The sequence below is a fragment of the Microbacterium ulmi genome (assembly GCF_011759705.1).
Classification (GTDB): Bacteria; Actinomycetota; Actinomycetes; order Actinomycetales; family Microbacteriaceae; genus Microbacterium; species Microbacterium ulmi.
Map to the genome: position 1 here is coordinate 1,830,381 of NZ_JAAOZF010000001.1, position 19,841 is coordinate 1,850,221.

Consider the following 19,841-nt stretch of genomic DNA (forward strand, 5'->3'; position numbering starts at 1 on the left):
CCTCGGCGGATCCGCCGTGCGCCGGTCGAATTGTCGGCATGACCGACACGGCGAACCAGACGACCGATCCGCGCACGAAGCACACGGACGGGCCGTTCCCGCCTCAGGAGCAGGAGCAGCCCGGAAAGACCGACGAGACCACGCCCGCTCCCGACCACGGCGAGCAGACCTATGTCGGCACGGGCCGTCTGACGGGCCGGCGCGCCCTCATCACGGGAGGCGACTCCGGCATCGGCCGGGCCGTCGCCATCGCGTACGCGCGCGAAGGCGCCGACGTCGCGATCGCGCATCTCCCCGAGGAGGCCGACGACGCGGCGGACACGGAGCGGCTCGTGGTCGAGGCGGGCAGGCGTGCGCTGCTGCTCGCGGGCGATGTCCGAGACGAGTCCTTCGCGACGGGCATCGTCGACCGGGTCGTCGGGGAGTTCGGCGGTCTCGACATCCTCGTCCTCAACGCCGCGTATCAGAAGCAGCGCACGGGGCTCGCCGCGCTCGACACCGCCGCGCTCGACCGCGTCTTCCGGACGAACCTCTACGGGCTCGTGTTCACGGCCCGCGCCGCCGTCCCGCACCTGGGCTCCGGATCGTCGATCATCGTCACGTCGTCGATCCAGGCGTTCCAGCCCTCGCCCGGTCTCATCGACTACGCCATGACCAAGGCCGCCCAGGTCGCGTTCGTCCGCGCGCTCGCGGAGGAGCTCGGGCCGCGCGGCATCCGGGTCAACGCCGTCGCCCCGGGGCCCATCTGGACGCCCCTCATCCCGGCGACGGGATTCGGCGAGGACAAGCTCACCACGTTCGGGTCGGACACGCCGCTCGGGCGCGCGGGCCAGCCCGCCGAGCTCGCGGGAGCGTACGTGTACCTCGCGAGCGAGGATGCGTCGTACACCTCGGGCGGCGTCATCCCGGTCACGGGAGGACGGATGCTGTGACCCGCGCAGCCGGTGCAGGTGTGAGCGGCGCGCAGGGCGGCGGCGGCTCCGCCCTGCGCATCGAGACTGCCGCGAAGGCGATGAGCCCTCCGTCGGCAGCGGTCGACCGGCTCGCCCGGTCGGCGTCGCGCACGGGCACGACGATCGCGGTCGCCGAGTCGCTGACGAGCGGGCTGCTCGCATCGGCCGTGGGGGCGGGGGAGGATGCCGCGACGTGGTTCGCGGGCGCGATCGTCGCGTATCAGTCCGACGTGAAGGAGCGCGTGCTCGGCGTCGAACCGGGCATCGATCCGTGCAGCGCCGAATGCGCCGAGCAGCTGGCGATCGGCGTGCGGCGTGTGCTCGGGGCGGACGTCTCGGTCGCGGCGACCGGGGTGGGCGGACCCGACCCGCAGGATGGCCACCCTCCGGGGACGGTGTTCCTCGGGTGGGCGACGGCGGGGACCGCCGGACACGTGCGACTGGCGCTGCCGGGCGCACCGGAGGAGGTCGTCGCGGAGGTCGTCCGGCAGGCGGTCCGCCTGCTCGACCGGCTGGTCGAGGCCGCGCAGCATCCGCTCGTCTCGACGAGCGACCCGGTGAGCGCCGAGAATCGCACGCCCGCGAGACGGTGAACCCCGTGACCGGCCCCGCGAGACCGTGCGTCCCGGGGTGCCGATCAGTCCCGGCGCGCGAGGGGCCGGACCGCGGGTCCTTCGAGGACGTCGCCGTCCGGTGTGAAGCGCGAGCCGTGCAGCGGGCAGTCCCACGAACGCTCCGCGTCGTTCCATTGCAGGACTCCGCCGAGATGCGTGCAGATCCCCGACACACGGCACGTGACGCCGTCGATCGTCGACTCCGCCGCGGGGTGCACGCCCTCGCGGGTCAGGCGACCCGTTCCCTCGGGGGGCCGGTCGTGGGCTCGCGCGCGGGTCGTCGCGCGCGCCCACCCCGCGACGAACTGCCCCGCGACGCCCGCGTTCACTGCCAGCGTGCGAGCGACCACGCCTCGGGAACGCGCGTGCGTCGTCGCCGGCTCGCCGGTCAGCTCGGCGGTGACGGCGAGCGCCGCGGCGACGGCGTTCGTCATGCCCCACTTGTCGTAGCCGGTCGCGGCGAAGATGCGGCCCGCGCCTCGCGGCATCCGTCCGGCGAACGGACGACCCGAGACCGGGCGGTAGTCCTGCGCGCCCCACCACGAGGTCCGTCGCGCCCCCGGGAACGCCGTCGACGTCCAGGCATCGAGCTCGTCCAGGATCTCGCGCGTCGAGGACGCGCGGCCCGGCGAGAAGGCGGGCGATCCGACGAGCAGCACCTCCTGACCGCGCGGGCCCCGCGCGGTGCGCAGCGAGCGCGAGCGTTCGTCGGCCGACAGGAACATGCCCGTCGGCGGCGGCGTGCCCGGCGGGAGGCCGTACACCCCGACGAGCGACCGCGACGGCTCGAGCTTGGCGAAGAAGAGTCCTCGATCGAGCACGGGCGTGCCCGTCGCGAGCACGAGCGAAGCGCAGCCGATCGCTCCTCGCGTCGTCTGCACCTCCACGCCCCCCTCCGTCGGGCGGGCGCTGACCACGCGGCATCCTTCGACGATCCGACCGCCGCGCGCCCGCACCTGGTCCGCGAGCCTCGTGAGGACGCGGAGCGGATGCAGCTGCCATTGTCCCGCCAGCACGACGGCGCTCGATACGGGGAAGGGCAGCGCGAGCGCGCCGAGCAGATCCCGGTCGGCAGGCTGCGCGGGGATGCCCGCGACCCGCATGGCGTCGAGCTCGCGCTCGATGACGGCATCCCCCTGAGATGTCGTGGCGAACGTGCAGGCGATCCGCTGCTGCGCCGCGTCGGGATCGTCGCCGATCTCCGCCGCGAGCCAGTCCTGGGCCGCGCGGTTCGCGGCGACGTAGGCGCGCAGCCCGTCATCGCCCGACCTCGCGCGGACGCGGCCGAGCGTGCCGCCCTGCAGAAGGCTCAGCTTGCCCGTGGTCCGTCCCGTCGTGACGGCTCCGACGGAGCGCGCCTCCACGACCACGACACGTCGGCCCAGCCGGGTCAGGGCGAGGGCGGCGGCGATCCCCGTCAGCCCGCCGCCGGCGATCACGACGTCCGCGCGCGCCGGCGGGTCGGGGTCGACGGCGACGCCGCCCCACGTCTGCGCCCAGAGGGATCGGGGCCGGTCGGGGACCCATGCGTGCTCGGCGTCGGGACCGGATGCCGGGTCGTGATCGCGGGACATGGCGTCACCTCCATGCAGAAGCGTGCGACGCGGCGACCCCGATGCGCAGGGGGTTGACAGGCGGGCCGGCATGGCGGAGCGCCCGGACCCGCCGAGCGGGTGCAGCGTATGCTTTCCCAGCGTGAGCAGGATCTTCACGACGAGCGTCGCCGCCGTCTATCCCCTCTACGTCGCGAAGGTGGAGAAGAAGGGGCGCACGACCGACGAGCTGGATGAGGCGATCCGCTGGCTGACGGGCTTCGACGAAGACGCGCTCGGCCGTCACCTCGCCGACGGGACGACGTTCGAGGAGTTCTTCGCGGACGCGCGGCTGAACCCGAACGCCGCGCTGATCACGGGGGTCGTGTGCGGCATGCGGGTGCAGGACATCGAGGATCCGCTGATGCAGAAGATCCGCTACCTCGACAAGCTCGTCGACGAGATCGCGAAGGGCAAGCCGATGGAGAAGGTCCTGCGCAGCGCCTGAGCGCGAACGGCGGATGAACGGCCCGCACTCGGACTCCCGCCGGGCGCCCCGCGGTGCGACAATACGAGCATGTCCACCGCTGAGCCGTTCATGCCCGCGCACTGGACCCGACCCGAGGACGCGCCGTCAGAGATCGACGTCGACAAGGACGTCGACGTCCTCGCGCCCGGCCCGGGGGGCGTCGACGACGGCCAGGAGCCCGTGACGTTCCCCCCGAACCCGGTGTTCCGCACGCCGCATCCGGGCGAGGCCCTCACGGAGGAAGAGCTCGAGAGCGATCTCGACGAGCAGTAGGCGCCGGAGCAGGCCCGCTCATGAGTCGCCGGCGGTCGCCAGCTGCGAGTAAGGGCCGTTCCGTCGGATGAGGTCGTCGTGCGCGCCGATCTCGACGATCCGGCCGTCCTCGACCACGGCGATGAGATCGGCCCCGCGCACGGTGGAGAGCCGGTGCGCGACGATGAGGGTCGTCCGCCCGCGCCGTGCCCTCTCGAGGGCCGCCGACACGCGCCGCTCGGAGGCGCCGTCGAGGGCGCTGGTCGCCTCGTCGAGCACGAGGATGCGGGGGTCTCGCACGAGGGCCCGGGCGATCGCGAGACGCTGGCGCTGGCCTCCCGAGAGCCCGGCGCCGCGCTCGCCGACGAGGGTGTCGAGACCCTCGCGCGACCCGTCGACGATGTCGAGGGCGTCCGCCTCGCGCAGCGCCGTCACGATGTCGGCGTCGTCGACGTCGCACGCGCCGTATGCGACGTTGTCGCGCACGGTGCCCGCCATGAGCACGGTCTCCTGGGGGACGATCGAGATCCTCCTACGCAGCGAGCGGAGGTCGACATCGGCGAGACAATGCCCGTCCACCAGCACTTCGCCGGACGATGGGCGCACGAACCCGAGCACGACATTGAGGATGGTGGACTTGCCCGACCCCGACGGCCCGACGAAGGCGACGGTCGACCCGGCGGGGACGTCGAGGGTGACCTCCGCAAGGGCGGGTCGCCCGTCGCCGTCGTCGAATCTCACGTGCACGTCCCGCAGCGAGATGCTGCCCCGGATGTCGTCGAGCCTGCGCCCGCCTCGGCTGTCCTCGACGTCGAGCTCCTCCGCGACATCCGCGATCGAGCGCATCGCGTCCATCCCGCGCGCCAGTGTCGGGGCGACGTTCATGAGCATGACGATCGAGTTCGTCAGCAGGCCGAAGTATGTGCTCAGAAGCACCACCTGGCCAGGCGAGATCGGAAGGACGCGCGTGACGGAGAGCGCCGCGGCGGCGACGAGGCAGACGAGGCCGAGCACCTGGTACGAGATCCAGGACAGCGCCCCGAAGCGTCCGTTGAGGATGTCGAGATCGCGCCCCGCCCGCCGCACGGAGTCCGCGCGCGCCGCAACGCGCTCGGTAGCGACATCCTCGAGTCCGTGCCCCCTCGTGATCGGCAGGAGCGCGGCCATCTCGCTGACCTGGGCGGAGAGACGCTCGACCTCACGGCGGAACGCCGCGTTGCGGTCGGCGGCCCGACGGCGGATGTAGACGATGAGGGATGCCGCCACCGGGATCGCGATCGCGAACACCGCGACGAACCACGGAACGGCGACGGCCGTCACGACGATCGCGCCGACGAGCGTCGCGCAGGCCGACACGATCGTCGGGAACAGCTGGGCGATCATGAGCTCGAGGTTCTCGACGTCTCGCACGATCTTGGTCTGCACGAGCGATGCGCTCTGCCGATTGTGGAAGCCGAGCGACAGCCGCTGCAGCCGCGCCGCGAGCCCCGTCCGGACGGTGTAGGCGAGCGAGCGCGTCGCGGAGCTCGTGAGGCGGACGACGATCATCGTGAACGGATAGTTCAGTGCGAGGCACGCGAGTGCGACGCCCGCCCACGCCCCGATGTGCCAGAGCGGTCCGCCCGCGACGACGATGTCCACGATCGCGGCCGTGACAGGCGGAAGGATCCAGATGGGCGAGTCCTTGACGACGAAGGCGCCGACGGCGACGACCATGCTCGTGCGATGCGGGCGCAGCAGCCGAAGCAGAGAGCGCAGCGGCAGATCGCCGCGGACGCTCGTCGTGAGCTGCGTCTCGCTGTCGGGGAGGGTGTCGCGGGCCCAGGATCGCCTCGTCATGCCTCTCCTCTTGTCAAGCCCCTGCGGGCGGGCGCGCGGATCATGCCGCGACGCGAAGGGCCGCTCCGGATGCCGCGGGCCCGGCATCCGGAGCCCCTACGCCGTGCGGGCCGCGGCGCGTTCGCGCGCCAGCGCAGCGAACCAGCGAGCGCTGTCCTTCGGTGTGCGCTCCTGCGTCGGATAGTCCACATGCACGAGGCCGAAGCGGCGGTCGTAGCCGAACGCCCACTCGAAGTTGTCGAGGAACGACCACATCAGGTAGCCGCGCAGGTCGACCCCGCGGCGGACCGCGCGCGCGGCGGCCTCGAGGTGAGCGCGCAGGAACGCGATCCGCTCGGGGTCGTGGATGCGGCCGTCGTCGACGACGTCGTGGAAGGCCGCACCGTTCTCGGTCACCATGAGCGGGATGCCGAACTCGTCCCACAGCGACGTGAGCAGCTCCTCGAGACCATCGGGGTAGACGACCCAGCCCATCGCGGTCGTGGGACCCTCCGGCTGGATGAACTCGACGTGCTCGCTTCCCGGCCACGGGTTACCCGCGATGCCGTGGGCGCCGGCGTCCTGCACTCCTTCGCCGGGCATCCGTACGACCATCGGAAGGTAGTAGTTGATGCCCAGCACGTCGAGCGGCTGGTGGATCTGCATCTCGTCTCCTGGCAGGACGAACGACCAGTCCGTGAGGTGCGCCGTCTCCTCGAGCAGACGGTGCGGGTACTCGCCGCGGAGCATGGGCCCGAGCCAGACCTGGTTGCCGACGCGGTCGATCCGGTCGACGGCGTCGCGAGCCGCGCCCGGCGCCGGCTTGACGAGGTGGACGTTGAGCGATGCGGACACGTCGGGGCGCGATGCGCTCAGCCGGCGCAGCTCGGGGACGGCGAGACCGTGCCCGAGGTTCATGTGGTGCGCCGCGCGGAGTCCGGCCGCCGGATCGTTGCGGCCGGGCGCGTGCACGTCCGCGGCATACCCGAGGAAGGCGGCGCACCAGGGCTCGTTGAGCGTGATCCAGGTGTGCACACGGTCGCCGAGGACCGGCGCCACAGTCGAGGCGAGGTCTGCGAAGCGCGAGGACGTGTCCCGGTTCAGCCACCCTCCCCCGTCCTCGAGCGCCTGCGGCAGATCCCAGTGGTACAGGGTCACGATCGGCGCGATCCCTCGCTCGACGAGCCCATCGATCAGGCGGTCGTAGAAGTCGAGCCCTTCGCGGTTGACGTCGCCGCGACCCGTCGGGAAGATGCGGGACCACGAGATCGAGAGGCGGTAGGCCTCGACCCCCAGCTCGGCCATGAGATCCAGGTCCGATCGCCACCGGTGATAGTGGTCGCACGCGACGTCTCCCGTGTCGCCGTTGAGGATCCGGCCGGGGGCGTGACTGAAAGTGTCCCAGATCGACGGCCCGCGGCCGCCGTCCGCCGCGGCGCCCTCGATCTGGTAGGCGGCGGTCGCGACGCCCAGCAGCGCGCGGGCCGGCAGGAGCCGCGCGTCGGCTCGGCCCGTCACTTCGTCGCCCCTGCGGTCACGCCGTTGTAGATCCACTTCTGCAGCGCGAGGAACACCACGACCGTCGGGATGATGACGATCATCGTGCCGGCGGCGATGGTCTCCCAGTGCGCGCCGTAGGGTCCCTTGAAGTTGAACAGGGCGGTCGAGATGACCGAGAGGTCGCGGCTCGGTATATAGAGGAACGGCACGTAGAACTCGTTGTAGATGCCGATGCCCTTGATGATGACGACCGTCGCGATCGCCGGCGCGAGCAGCGGAAGGATGATCTTCCGGTAGATCGTGAAGCGGGAGGCGCCGTCCACGAGGGCGGCCTCGTCGAGGCTCTTCGGGATCGACTGCATGAACTGGATGAAGATGTAGATCGAGATGATGTCGGTCCCCATGTAGAGGATGATCGCGGACCACGGCGTGTTGATGAGCCCGAGCCCCTTCACGATCTGGAAGGTCGCGACCTGCGTCGTGACACCCGGGATGAGGGTTGCCGTCAGGAACAGGAAGAAGACGATCCGCTTGCCGCGGAAGTCGAATCGGTCGAGCGCATAGGCGGTCATCGTGCCGATGAGGATCGTGCCGATGATCGAGAAGATCAGGATGAACCCGGTGTTCCAGAATCCGAGCGCCATCCGTCCGCTCGTGAACGCCTCGACGAAGTTGTCGAAGTTGAGCCAGTTCGACGGGGGGACGAGCGGTCCTGTCGTCCCATATTCCTTGCGGGTCTTGAACGACGCGAACACGATGACGCCGATCGGCACCAGCACGACGAGCGATGCGAGGACGAGGGAGCTGTATTTGCCCGTGAGGGCGAGAGAGCGCTTCAAGAGAGGTTCACATCCTCATCGGGGACGAGACGGCGCTGGATCCAGGTGACGGTCAGCACGATGGCGAGTAGGACGACCGCCATCGCGGAGGCGAGGCCGACGCGCTGGAAGTTGAAGGCGGTCTGGATCGTCTGGATGACGAAGGTGCTCGTGCCGTTCGCGCCGTTGGTCATGACGAACGGGATCTCGAAGACCGACAGGCTTCCTGCGATGGCGAGGATGAACGACAGGCTGATGATGCGCTTGATGCCCGGCGCGATGATGTAGATGAACTGCTGCCAGCGGGATGCCCCGTCCAGGTCCGAGGCCTCGTACAGCTCGCCGGGGATCGATTGGATCGCGCCGAGGAAGAGGACGAAGCTCAGGCCCGTGAAGCGCCACACCGAGGTGCCGGCGAGCGAGATGTTCGCGATGTCGGGGTCTCCGAGCCAGTGCGGCGGGTCTTGCACGCCGAACACCGAGAGGACGGTGTCCAGCGTCCCGCCGGGCTGGAACAGGTACAGGAAGATGAAGCCGACCGCGACCCCGTTCAACAGGTACGGGAAGAAGAGGACTCCTTTGAAGAAGTTCCGGAACCGCGTCTTGAACGACAGGATCGTGGCGAAGTACAGCGCGATCGCGATCTGCACGAACGAGGCGACGAAGTAGTACAGGCTGACGAAGAACACCTGCCAGTACCGCGGATCAGTGAAGACCTTGACGTAGTTCGCGAGCCCGACGACGTCGCGGTCGCGGCTGAGCCCGTCCCAGTTCGTGAAGCTGTACGCGATCATGTTCACGGTCGGGACGTACGTGAAGGTGATCAGGAGGATGAGCGCCGCAGCGGCGTAGAGCCACGGCGTGAGGCGATTACGGCCACGGAGGTTGAGCCGGCGGCGGCTGGGCCGGTTGCCCTGCCGCGGCGCCTCCTTCTCCACCTCGAGCAGTGCGACCCCTCCGGGTGCACCACCGAATGCTGTCGTGTGTGTCGTGCTCATTGTGTTCGATCCATTCGGTGGCGCACCACGGCGGAGCTGCTGCTGTGTGGGGGTGGGGGTCAGCCCATGATCTCGGCCTGGGCGGCACCCCAGCGCTCGTTGAGGTCGGCGATGAACGACTCCCAGTCGCCGTCGGCCGCGCCGCGCGCGACGTCGATCAGCTGCTGGCGGTAGATCGTCCCGTCGATCTCGGCGGCCTTGTAGATCGCCGACTCCTTGCCCTTGTTCGTCGTCGCGGGCTTGAGTTCGAGCAGCTCGACGCCCGTGTCGGCGAAGTCCTTGATCGCCTGCGGGAAGGGGCTGTCGATCGCGGGCGGGATCGCGCCCTGGTTCTCGGCGAAGCCGGACTCTGCCACGAACCACTCGAGCCACGCATGGGCGGTCGCCTTGTTCTTCGACGTCGCGGCGACGCCACTCGCGCGGTCACCGGAGATCTTCGAGTGGAACCTGCCGTCCGTCTGGTAGGGGAAGGGCCAGAAGGCGATGTCGTCGGGGTCGGCGCCGACTTCCTCTGCGGCAGTCTTCATCTGCGGGACGGCCCACGAGCCGAGCAGCATCGAGGCGATCTTGCCGGTCGCGATGTCGGGCTTCGACTGCTCCCAGTTGGTCGTCAGCGGGTCCTCCTCGGACAGGCCCTCGTGCACGATGTTGTAGAGCAGGCCGTCGGCGATGTAGGCGTACTTGCCGGGCTCCCAGAGTGCCTCGTCCTCGGGCCAGGTCTCGAGGATGTTCTCGTCACCGAAGATGGCGCGCTCGTTGTCGAAGAACGTGACGGGCCAGCCGTCCTTGTAGTTCGTGTAGTACGGGATGGCGTCGGTCTTGGCCTTGATGGCCTTGAGTCCGTCGAGGAAGTCCTGGGGCGTCTTCGGCGGAGCCGTGATGCCGGCCTCGGCCCAGATGCGCTTGTTGACGACGATGCCCGACGCCACCCCGCCGATCGAGAGGGCGTAGGTCTGACCGTCGTACGCGTACTCGCCCGCGAATCGGTACTTCTCCGACAGATCGTCGGTGCTGCCGAGGGGCTCGAAGAAGTCCTGCACCTGAGCGGACGTGAGGCCGTTCGGCAGTGCGAGCACGTCGCCCGCGGCACCGCCGGCGAGGCGCGTGGTCACATCCTGGTCGTAGTTCGTGATGCCCTCGAACTTGACCGTCGTCCCGGGGTACTTCTTCTCGAACGCCGCGGCGTACTCGTGGAACAGCGTGTCGACGAGATCGGTGCGGTTGGTGAGCACCGTGATCTCGCCCGCGATCTCGCTGCCTCCTCCCGCCGCGTCGCCGCCGGTGGAACAGCCGGCGAGCGTGACGACGAGCGCGGCCGTCGCGCCGATCGCCAACAGATGCTTCTTTGCCATGTCAGGTCTCTCCTCAGATGTCGTCATCGACAGGTGCAGGGATCGGTCGATCCGCCACGAAGAGTGTCGCGGGCGACCGAATGGATGTCAACACTTAGATTACTAATTTATCTAAATGATGGCGTCACCGTCGCCGGCGTGTGCCTCGTGAAGAGCTGGCCCGTGGCCGGGTGTGAGCGAGCTCTGGAGGATGAGGGCGGCGGCGCCGACGGCCGCCGAGTCGCGCGGGTTGCTCGACAGCGCGACGTCGATCCCGTGGGCCCTGCGCGCGAAGGCGCGCTCGGCGAGCACGGCGCCGATCTCGCGGGCATAGATCGACCCCGCGATCGCGAAGCCCCAGCCGGCGAGCGTGATGCTGTCGGGGTCGACGATGTTCGCGAAGTTCACGGTCGCCTCCGCGAGATGCCGCGCCGAGGCGACGATGAGGTCGAGCGCGCGGGGATGCCCCTGGACGGCCGCCCGTGCGATCGCGTCGAAGGCCCGTACGACCTCCGTGTCGAGTTCGAGCTCGTCAGCGAGACGTGCATCCGAGCGCGCCTCGGCGACGACGGCCGATGGAGCCGCATACCGCTCGACGCACCCCCGGTTGCCGCAGAAGCAGTCCCGGCCGTTCAGGTCTATCGAGACGTGCCCGAGCTCGGTGGTGTTGGAGCTCGAGCCGCGATACAGGGCGCCGCTCGAGACGAGGCCGGCGCCGATCCCCCCGCCCATGTAGAGACACGCGTACGTCGACTCCCGCGAGATCTGGCGCGTCCAGAACTCACCGACGGCCGATGCGGCCGAGTCGTTGTCGACGAGGACCGGCGGGCCGACGCGGCGCGCGAAGGCGTCGCGGAGCGGGAAGTCGACCCAGCGTCGCAGCGACGGTGGTCCGACCACGAGCCCGCGCTCGACGTTGATCGGTCCCGGTGCGACGACCGCGACTCCCGCGACGCGGCTCTCGTCCGCGCCGAGGCCGTCGAGGAAGGCGCGGTAGTCGTCGACGAGGCGATCGATGACGACCTGCGGGGCGTCGACTCCCGCCCCCGCGAAGCCCTGCCTACCGAAGATCCCTCCCGTGGAGTCGACCGCGACGAAGACGGAGTCCTCGACGCCCAGCTGGATGCCGATCGCAATGACCGCGCGCGCGTTGATCGTGAGCAGGGTGCGCGGCTTGCCCGCCGTCGGCGTCGTGCTTCCGGTCTCGCGCACGAGGCCGTCCTGGATGAGCTTGCGGACGATGATCGACACGGCGGGCTGCGTCAGGCCCGTCGCCGCTGTGAGCTCGACTCGACTGATCGGCCCCGAGGAACGTATCAGGTCGACGATCAGGGCTCGGCTGCCGGGACCAGCCGAAGTCTCTCGTCGTGCCACAATTCCTCCGGGTCATGGGCGTCCTGCGCGACGCTGCAAGTAGGGTAATGCAGGCTGGCGACGACTCTTCGGACGGCCGCACAGGAGGTGGGCGATGGGTGAGGAGTCTATCCGTCGCGCCCCGATCGGACTCGTCCTCGCCCGGCCGGCCGAGATTCTCGGCGCCGAGGCCTACTACCACGAGCTCGTCGCGGGAGCCGAGCGCGCACTGTCGCAAAGCGGGCGCGGAGTGCTCCTCCAGGTCGTCCCGACGCGTGGGGAAGAGCTCGACTCGTATCGCCGATGGGCCGCGGACGGACGCGTCGACGGCGTGATCCTCGTCGACCTGTCTCCGGACGACCCCCGGACCTCCCTCGTGCAGGAGCTGGGCCTGCCCGCCGTCGCGATCGCCGATCCCTCTTCGAGCGCCGGCCTCGGGACCGTATGGACTCAGGACGACCTCGCGATGGAGATCGCGGTCAGGTACCTCGCGGGCCTCGGCCACGAGCGGCTCGCCCACGTGAGCGGTCCGGAGGCGATGGCCCACACGCGGATCCGCGCGGCCGCGTTCGACGCGACGCTCGCAGAGCTGGGGCTCACCGGGGTGCGGATCGCATCGGATTACGCCCGGGAGGGCGGGCGCGATGCGGTGGTGCGCCTGCTGGAGGCCGAGCCGCCGACCGCGATCGTCTTCGACAACGACCTCATGGCGCTCGGCGGCCTCGAGGCATGTCGCAGCCGGGGGATCGTCGTGCCGTCGCAGCTGTCGCTGCTCGCGTGGGACGACTCGGCGCTCGCGCAGCTGGCGGAGCCGTCGCTGTCGGCGATGAGTCACGATGTCCAGAAGGTCGGCGACCTCGCTGCGAAGGCGGTGCTCGCCGCGATCGCGGGATCCGAGCCCGAGGTGGTGGCGACGCGGCATCCGGAGCTCGTCGTGCGGGGCAGCACGGGTCCTCTCGCGCATTTAGATAAATAATTCATCTAAAGGTTGACATCCGAGTTTCCTCCTCGGCATCCTGATGCAGTCGAACTTCCCCGCCGCGGCCCTGTGGCGTGACGGGGACCTGCCAGGAGCCCGAATGAGCCTTTCCGCGAAGACGCTGACGTCTGCCATCCACCGCCTCGATCTCGGGGGAGCGTGGGATCTGCGCTTCGTCGCGGGTCCCGACGAAGCCCCCGACGCCGTGCGTGCGAGCGCCCTCCCCGCCGTCGTGCCGGGCCAGGTCCACACCGACCTGCTGCGCAGCGGCCTGCTCACCGACCCCGATGTCGGATTCGGCGAGCAGGAGCAGACCTGGATCGGGCACTCGACGTGGAGCTACTCGCGGGAGTTCACGTGGACCCCCCGGCCGGGCCGCGTGCAGCTCGTCGCCGACGGACTCGACACCGTCGCCGAGGTGCGCGTCAACGGCCGCGTCGTCGCGCGCACGAACGACCAGCACATCGGCTTCCGCTGGGACGTCGCGGACGCCCTCGAAGTAGGCGCCAACACGATCGAGGTCGTCTTCGCGTCGGCGTGGGACGCCGCGTACGCCCGCGAGCACTCCCACGGCCCGCTGCCCACGCCGTACGACGAGCCTTACCCGTACCTGCGCAAGAGCGCGTGCAACTTCGGATGGGACTGGGGCCCGCACTACGTGACGGCCGGCATCTGGAAGCCGATCGCGATCGAGGCGTGGACCTCGCGCATCGATCACGTCCGGCCCCTCGTCACGGTCGAGCCGAACGGGCGCGGCGCGGTGGTCGACGTGATCGTGCGGACGGAGCTCGGGGCGTCCGCCGACGTCTCCGTCGCGGCGACCCTCCGCACGGAGCGCGGCGAGGCCGTCGCGCACGCCGACGCACCGGCGCATTCCGGCGACACGTCCCTCGTGCTGGATCTGGTCGATCCCGAGTTGTGGTGGCCCGCCGGCTACGGCGCCCACCCCCTGTACACGCTCGATGTCGCGCTCACCGACGACGACGGCGTCGTGCTCGACAGCTGGACGAAGCGGATCGGCATCCGGGACGTCCGCGTGGATGTCGCGGACGACGCCGCAGGGCAGCAGTGGTCGATCGCCGTCAACGGGCGGCGCGTCCGCGTGCGCGGGTACAACTGGATCCCCGAGGACCCGTTCATCGCCGAGGTGACGTCGGCGCGCCTCGACCAGCGGCTCGATCAGGCGCTCGGCGGCGGCGCCAACCTCCTGCGCGTGTGGGGCGGAGGGTACTTCGCGACAGAGGAGTTCCTCGCGGGCTGCGACGAGCGCGGACTCATGGTGTGGCACGACTTCCTCTTCGCCTGCGCCGCGTACGACGAGAGCGAGGATGTCGCCGAGCTCATCGCGACGGAGGCCTCGCAGGCCGTCGCCCGGCTCAGCTCCCACCCGTCCGTCGTGCTGTGGTGCGGCGGCAACGAGTGCGTGTGGGGCCACCAGGAGTGGGGCTGGGACGACCAGCTCGGCGATCGCGCGTGGGGCAACGGGTACTACACGCGACTGCTGCCCGGCATCCTGGCCGATCTCGACCCGACGCGCCCGTACATTCCGAACAGCCCGTGGTCGACGCTTCCCGGAGCGCTCGTGAGCGACGCGGCATCCGGTCCCACCCACTTGTGGGACGTGTGGAACAACCGCGACTACACGCACTACCGCGACTCTTCGCCCGCGTTCGTGTCGGAGATGGGCTGGTGCGCGCCGCCCGCGATCACGACGCTGCGCAGCGTCGTGACGGAGGGACCGCTGGCGCCGTCGAACCCGCAGGTCGTGCACCACATGCGTGCGTCCGACGGAATGCACAAGCTCGCGCAGGGCCTCAAGCCCTACTTCGCGACGCCGCAGACGGAGCAGGACTGGGTGTTCCGCACACAGCTGGTCCAGGCGCGTGCGGTCCAGACCGGGACCGAGTGGCTGCGCAGCCTCGACCGCTGCGCGGGCGTCGTCATCTGGCAGCTCAACGACTGCTGGCCCGTCCTGAGCTGGTCGGCGGTCGACGCGGCCGGCATCGAGAAGCCCTCGTGGTACGCGCTGCGCCGCGCGTTCGCGCCCCACCTCCTGACGATCCAGCCGGTCATCCCGGGCGGCGCGCAGGATCCGACCGGCCCCGACGGACTCGAGATCGTCGCGGTCAACGACGGACTCGCCCCGTGGACCCTCGACGTCGAGGTGACGCGCCGCGACTCGAGCGGCGCCGTGCTGGCGCGGGAGACGCACGCACTCGTCGCGCCCGCCGACGCGAACGCGCGCGTCGTGATCGACCCGGCGGTCGCGCGCCCCGGTGTCGCGGAGGACGAGTTCCTCGTCGTCCAGGCGGGTGAGCACCGCGCCGTGTGGATGTTCGTGCCCGACCGTCGACGGACGCTGCCGCAGGCCCGATGGACCGTGACGACGGATGCCGCGGCCGACCGCCTCATCGTGATCGTCGAGGCGCACACGGTCGTCGTCGACCTCTGCCTCTGTGCGGATCTCGTCGCCGTCGACCTGGGACTGCCCGCAGCGAGCCTCGTGGTCGACGAGCAGCTCGTGACGCTGCTGCCGGGCGAGCGGCACGCGTTCGAGCTGCGCTCGCGCGACGGCGGCGCGGTGTTCCCGTCCGTCGTCGCGGCTCTCCCGGCCGGCGCCCTGCGCGCCGCGAACGACGCCGACTCGGCGGCGCGGACGTGATCGCGGGGGTCGAGACCGGCGGCACGAAGATCATCGCCGCGATCGCGGCGGACGAGACGCCGGATGCCATCGAAGACCTCATCGAGATCGCGACGACGACCCCCGACGACGCGGCGGCGCGTCTGCGGGGCTTCCTCGACTCGCGGGGGAGCGACGCTCCGCGCCACGTCGGTGTCGCGGCCTTCGGCCCGCTCGACCTCGATCCGCTGTCACCGACGTTCGGCTTCATCACGGCGACCCCCAAGCCGGGATGGAGCGGGACGTCGCTCCCAGACCTGCTCGGACCCGAGCGCTCGCTCTCGTTCGTCTCCGACGTGACGGGAGCGGCCCTCGGCGAGGGTGCGCTCGGCGCGACGGCGGGCGTCCGGGACTCCGCGTACGTGACGGTCGGCACCGGCATCGGGGTCGGTGCGCTCGTGGCGCGGCGCCCGATCTCGGAGATCTCGCACCCCGAGCTCGGGCACATCGCGGTGCGGCGGCATCCCCACGACCGGTTCCGGGGAGTATGCCCCTTCCACGAGGACTGCGCGGAGGGTCTCGCCTCCGGCCCCGCGATCGCTGCCCGGTGGGGTCGCCCCACCCGCGAGCTCGGCGCCGATCTCGAGCGGGCGGCAGAGCTCGAGGCGTTCTACCTCGCACAGCTGCTCGCGGCCGTCACGTACGCCTACCGGCCCGAGCGGATCGTCCTCGGCGGCGGCGCGACGAAGATCCCCGGGGTGCTCGAGGCGACGCGAGGAGCGCTCGTGCCCGAGATCAACGGAGCACTCGGAGACGAGCATCCTTCGCGTGACCCGCGCATCTTCATCGTGCCGCCGCTGCTCGGCGACCTCTCCGGCGTCCACGGCGCCCTCCAGCTCGCCGCCGTGAGCGCGCGATCCGTCGCCCCCGTCCACTGAGCCGAACCACCCTGTCGAGAACCCCTGTCGAAGGAGACACGTTGAGAAACTCGAGGCACATCCGCATGCTCGCCGCCCTCGCGGCGGCGGGCGTCGTCACGGCGCTGCTGACGGCAGCTCCGGCGACGGCGGCCGTCCCCCCACCCGCGTCTTCGCAGGCGCCCACGGCACCCTGGAGCTCTATGAACACAGACTTCGTCGCGCGAGACGCGGCCCGCCTGACCCTCGGCGGCGCGCCGTTCCGGTTCAACGGCGCGAACCTCTATTGGCTCGGGCTCGACGAGAACGTCGGAGGGGTCGCATATCCGACGTTCTTCCGCATCAAGGACGCGCTCGACGCGGCGAGGGAGCTCGGCCTCACGGTCGTGCGCTCCCACATGATGACCTCGACGAGCCAGAACGGCGCGAATCCGCTCGCGATCATGCCGACGCTCGGCGAGTACAACGACGCCGCGTTCGCGACCGTCGACTTCGCGATCGCGTACGCGGGCTCGATCGGCATCCGCCTCGTCCTGCCGCTCACCGACGAATGGTCGTACTACCACGGCGGTCACCGCGACTTCACGGCCCCGCTCGGCCTGCAGCCGACGGACTTCTACTCGGACCCCACCGCGATCGCGGCGTATCAGGACTACGTCGGGCACATCCTCGCCCGCACGAACGCCCTGACGGGCATCCCGTACGTCGACGACCCGACGGTGCTCGCGTGGGAGCTCGGCAATGAGCTCGAGAACATGACGACCGGGTGGATCGCCGACCAGGTCGACTTCATCAAGGCGCGCGCACCGCACCAGCTCGTCGCGGCGGGCCGGCGCTTCGACATCGACGCCGACACGCTCGCGGTGCCCGGCCTCGACATCGTCGACATGCACTACTACCCGCCGACGGCCGAGAAGGTCGCGGCGGACGCGAAGACCGTCGTCGACGCCGGCAAGGTCTACATCGCGGGCGAGTACGGGTCGAACTCGGCATCCTCGGCCCTGTTCGATCCGCTCGCGGCGAACTCCGACGTGACGGGACTCATGCTGTGGTCCCTCTTCCCGCACAACGACCGCGGCGGATTCGTCGCGCACGACGACGGCTTCACGACGCACTACCCCGGGACGACCGACAAGATGCGCGCCCAGACGGCCGCGGTGAAGGCGTACTCCGAGAAGCTCGGCGCGCACGCCGGCGCGATCGCGCTGGACGCCCCGCTCATCACGGAGGTCTCGAACCGCAGCGGCATCAAGTCGGTCGCGTGGCGCGGCAGCGCGGGGGCGACGGCGTACCGCATCGAGCGTTCGAGCGGATCGGGCGGCTGGACCGTCGTCGCGGAGGTGCCGGCAGAGGCGTCGCCCGTGCTCGACCCCGGATCGGCGGGTGACGTCGTCTACCGCGTCGTCGCCGTCGCACCCGGCAAGGCCGATGCGACGTCGGCCGAGGTCCCGGTGGCCGCCGCGGCAGGCGTCGTCGTCGACCCGCTCGAGAGCCTCTCGATCGCGACGGCGGCGCACGACGTCGGCATCGCGGCGAGCCCCGCGGGAGGACGCGCGGTCGCGACCGGCGACGCTGCGTCGATCACGTGGACCGCTCCGGGCGCGCGCAGCGCACGATTCCTGCTCGGCGCCGGATCGGCAGCCGACGTCACGATCGCGTCGAGCGAGGACGGCTCCTCGTGGACCGACGCCGCGACGACCGTGTCGGGCGGCGAGATCCGAGCCGACAGACTGTCCGGCGGCCTCGTCCGCGTCTCGTGGAAACGGGATGCCGGCATCGAGCTCGTCCGTGCGACGCTGACCTCCGTCCCGCCGAAGGCGGCGCTCGTCGACCCGCTCGACAACCTCTCGCTCACGTCGTCGCACACGGGCGCGCTCAGCATCGACACGGGCAACGTGGGTCTCTTCGCGGGAGACGCGGGCCGGCTCAAGCGCGACAGCGCCGACCCCGCGAGCGTCACCTGGTCGGTGGACGACGTCACGGGGGTCGACCTCGTCGCATGGTACTGGCCCGACCGGCCCGTCATCCCGCTCGTCATCCGCGGCTCGGCCGACGGCACGACGTGGACAGACCTGGCTCCCGTCATCACGGGCGGAGCGGGCAACTGGAAGCGCTTCGACTACTCGCTGCGGGGCCTGTCGGGCCTCAACCACATCCAGGTGTCGTGGGACGGCGCGAAGGGCGAGCCGTGGACTCCGCAGATCGGCGGAGCGACGTTGTACTCGTCCGCCGAGGGCGCAGTCGCCGCGCCGGGATCCTTCGGCCTGCTCTCGCCGGCCGACGGTGCGACGGAGGTCAACGGCTCGCCGCGGCTCACGTGGACGAGCGCTCCGGATGCCGCGTACTATCGCGTCGTCGTCGCAACCGACGCCTCCTTCACGAAGGTCGTCGAGGAGTCCGCTGCGGTCACCGGGACGGGCTACACGATCAGCGCGCGCCTCACGCCGGGAACGACCTACCACTGGCGCGTGACGGCCGTCAACGGCGCCGGTCAGACGGTCGCGACGCCGGCGTCGGCATCCTTCCGCACGACTCCGCTGCCGACGCAGGTGCAGACGATCGACGACTTCGAGGGCTACGCCGACGCGGCCGCGCTCGCAGCCGCCTACCCGCGCAATACGGGCGGAGGCACGGTGCAGGCATCGCTGACGTCCAACCCGACGACGGGGTCGAAGGCGGCCGAGTTCGCCTACGACCTGACTGGGCCCGGCTACGCCGGCATCATCCGCACCTTCGCTGAGCCACGCAACTGGTGGGGATACCGCGGCATCCAGTTCGATGCGAAGGCGGCGAGCGGCGAGAAGATCGCGGTGCAGTTCGTCGCGGCGGGCTCGTACTGGGAGGCGGATGTCGACGCCGTCGACGGCTGGCACCACTACGAGATCGACTTCGACCGCTTCGCGCCCCCCTCGTGGGCGGGATCGGCGGAGCTCGACCTGACCCGTGTGTCGCAGCACGCGTTCTACCGCAACGGCACGGGCACGGGCACGCTGACGATCGACGACATCCGCACGACGCTCCCCGTCACGACGCCGCCGGCGCCCACCGCGCCGGTCAACGTCGCAGCACCCTCTGTGACAGGCGACATCCGCGTCGGCGGCACGCTGCGGGCGAACCCGGGAACGTGGCAGGGCGAGCCGAAGCTGACGTTCCAGTGGAAGCGCGGCGGTGCCGACATCGCCGGCGCGACGAAGGCCGAGTACGTCGTCAAGGCCGCCGACGAGGGCGCAGCGCTCACGGTCGTCGTGACGGCCGTCAACGCGGGCGGCACGACGTCGGTCACGGCCCCCGCCGTCACGGTGCCCTACCGCACGGAGCTGCGACTCGACCTGTCGACGCCGCTCGGCCTGTCGATCACGAAGGTGAAGGCGACCGTCGAGCTCAAGACGGCGGCCGATGTCCGCGGGCGCTCGGTCACGGTCACCGTCGCGGGCCAGACCGCGACGGTCGTCCTCGACGCGAAAGGCAAGGGCACCGTCATCCTGCCGAAGCTGCGGACCGGGATCTACGGCGTGCGAGCCGAGTTCGCGGGCGCCGCCTCGATCGCCGCCGCGACGAGCCCGAGCCGCCTTCTGATCATCCTCTTCTAGCGTGTCGGGCGTCGTCTGCGCACCCCCCGGAGCAGGC

The 19,841-nt window shown here is 70.6% G+C and carries 15 protein-coding genes; 8 read left to right on the forward strand and 7 right to left on the reverse strand.

Translation table 11 applies throughout. The annotated features are described in order from the left end of the window. Positions 1–38 precede the first annotated feature (38 nt). Together FHS08_RS08725 and FHS08_RS08730 are read left to right on the forward strand one after the other, a co-directional pair. Complete coding sequence (locus FHS08_RS08725) at positions 39–932, forward strand: SDR family oxidoreductase (RefSeq protein ID WP_167038079.1); 894 nt, start codon at positions 39–41, stop codon at positions 930–932. Then, positions 929–1,546 carry a CinA family protein gene (locus tag FHS08_RS08730; RefSeq protein WP_341800368.1) on the forward strand — a complete coding sequence of 206 codons (618 nt, stop codon included), beginning with the start codon at positions 929–931 and terminating at the stop codon, positions 1,544–1,546. Before FHS08_RS08725 ends, FHS08_RS08730 begins: the two co-directional genes overlap by 4 nt. Positions 1,547–1,590: 44 nt before the next feature. Here the strand turns inward: FHS08_RS08730 and FHS08_RS08735 are convergent, their stop codons facing one another. Beyond that, a complete protein-coding gene (locus FHS08_RS08735; protein WP_167038081.1) occupies positions 1,591–3,141 on the reverse strand; it encodes an FAD-dependent oxidoreductase in 1,551 nt (516 codons plus the stop codon). 121 nt (positions 3,142–3,262) lie between these two features. Here FHS08_RS08735 and FHS08_RS08740 point away from each other — a divergent pair, with 121 nt between their 5' ends. Together FHS08_RS08740 and FHS08_RS08745 are read left to right on the forward strand one after the other, a co-directional pair. Next, positions 3,263–3,607 carry a DUF2200 domain-containing protein gene (locus FHS08_RS08740; protein ID WP_341800369.1) on the forward strand — a complete coding sequence of 115 codons (345 nt, stop codon included), beginning with the start codon at positions 3,263–3,265 and terminating at the stop codon, positions 3,605–3,607. Positions 3,608–3,676: 69 nt separating this feature from the next. After that, complete coding sequence (locus tag FHS08_RS08745; protein ID WP_167038085.1) at positions 3,677–3,901, forward strand: hypothetical protein; 225 nt, start codon at positions 3,677–3,679, stop codon at positions 3,899–3,901. 18 nt (positions 3,902–3,919) lie between these two features. Here the strand turns inward: FHS08_RS08745 and FHS08_RS08750 are convergent, their stop codons facing one another. From FHS08_RS08750 to FHS08_RS08775, 6 genes are all read right to left on the reverse strand, one after another. Then, positions 3,920–5,719: an ABC transporter ATP-binding protein gene (locus FHS08_RS08750; RefSeq protein WP_167038087.1), complete on the reverse strand. Its 1,800-nt coding sequence runs from the start codon at positions 5,717–5,719 to the stop codon at positions 3,920–3,922. Positions 5,720–5,815: 96 nt separating this feature from the next. Further along, positions 5,816–7,216 (reverse strand): GH1 family beta-glucosidase, encoded by a 1,401-nt coding sequence (locus FHS08_RS08755; RefSeq protein WP_167038089.1) that lies wholly within the window; start codon positions 7,214–7,216, stop codon positions 5,816–5,818. After that, a complete protein-coding gene (locus tag FHS08_RS08760) occupies positions 7,213–8,037 on the reverse strand; it encodes a carbohydrate ABC transporter permease (protein ID WP_167038091.1) in 825 nt (274 codons plus the stop codon). The genes FHS08_RS08755 and FHS08_RS08760 overlap by 4 nt, the downstream gene beginning before the upstream one ends. After that, the gene (locus FHS08_RS08765; protein WP_167038093.1) at positions 8,034–9,014 is read right to left on the reverse strand and encodes a carbohydrate ABC transporter permease; all 981 of its coding nucleotides are present in this window, start codon (positions 9,012–9,014) and stop codon (positions 8,034–8,036) included. The genes FHS08_RS08760 and FHS08_RS08765 overlap by 4 nt, the downstream gene beginning before the upstream one ends. Positions 9,015–9,073: 59 nt before the next feature. Continuing rightward, the gene (locus FHS08_RS08770; RefSeq protein ID WP_167038095.1) at positions 9,074–10,366 is read right to left on the reverse strand and encodes an ABC transporter substrate-binding protein; all 1,293 of its coding nucleotides are present in this window, start codon (positions 10,364–10,366) and stop codon (positions 9,074–9,076) included. Positions 10,367–10,477: 111 nt separating this feature from the next. Next, positions 10,478–11,719 carry an ROK family protein gene (locus tag FHS08_RS08775; RefSeq protein ID WP_170283217.1) on the reverse strand — a complete coding sequence of 414 codons (1,242 nt, stop codon included), beginning with the start codon at positions 11,717–11,719 and terminating at the stop codon, positions 10,478–10,480. A gap of 94 nt (positions 11,720–11,813) precedes the next feature. Between FHS08_RS08775 and FHS08_RS08780 the strand changes: the two genes are divergently transcribed. The 4 genes from FHS08_RS08780 (at position 11,814) to FHS08_RS08795 (ending at position 19,804) form a co-directional block, all read left to right on the forward strand. Beyond that, entirely contained in the window at positions 11,814–12,674 is an 861-nt protein-coding gene (locus FHS08_RS08780; protein WP_208382245.1) for a LacI family DNA-binding transcriptional regulator, read from the forward strand. A gap of 103 nt (positions 12,675–12,777) precedes the next feature. Next, on the forward strand, positions 12,778–15,339 hold the full coding sequence (locus FHS08_RS08785; RefSeq protein ID WP_167038097.1) for a glycoside hydrolase family 2 protein: 2,562 nt from the start codon (positions 12,778–12,780) through the stop codon (positions 15,337–15,339). Next, positions 15,336–16,235 carry an ROK family protein gene (locus tag FHS08_RS08790; RefSeq protein ID WP_167038099.1) on the forward strand — a complete coding sequence of 300 codons (900 nt, stop codon included), beginning with the start codon at positions 15,336–15,338 and terminating at the stop codon, positions 16,233–16,235. The genes FHS08_RS08785 and FHS08_RS08790 overlap by 4 nt, the downstream gene beginning before the upstream one ends. Before the next feature lie 41 nt (positions 16,236–16,276). Continuing rightward, positions 16,277–19,804 (forward strand): carbohydrate binding domain-containing protein, encoded by a 3,528-nt coding sequence (locus tag FHS08_RS08795; protein ID WP_167038101.1) that lies wholly within the window; start codon positions 16,277–16,279, stop codon positions 19,802–19,804. Positions 19,805–19,841 lie beyond the last annotated feature (37 nt).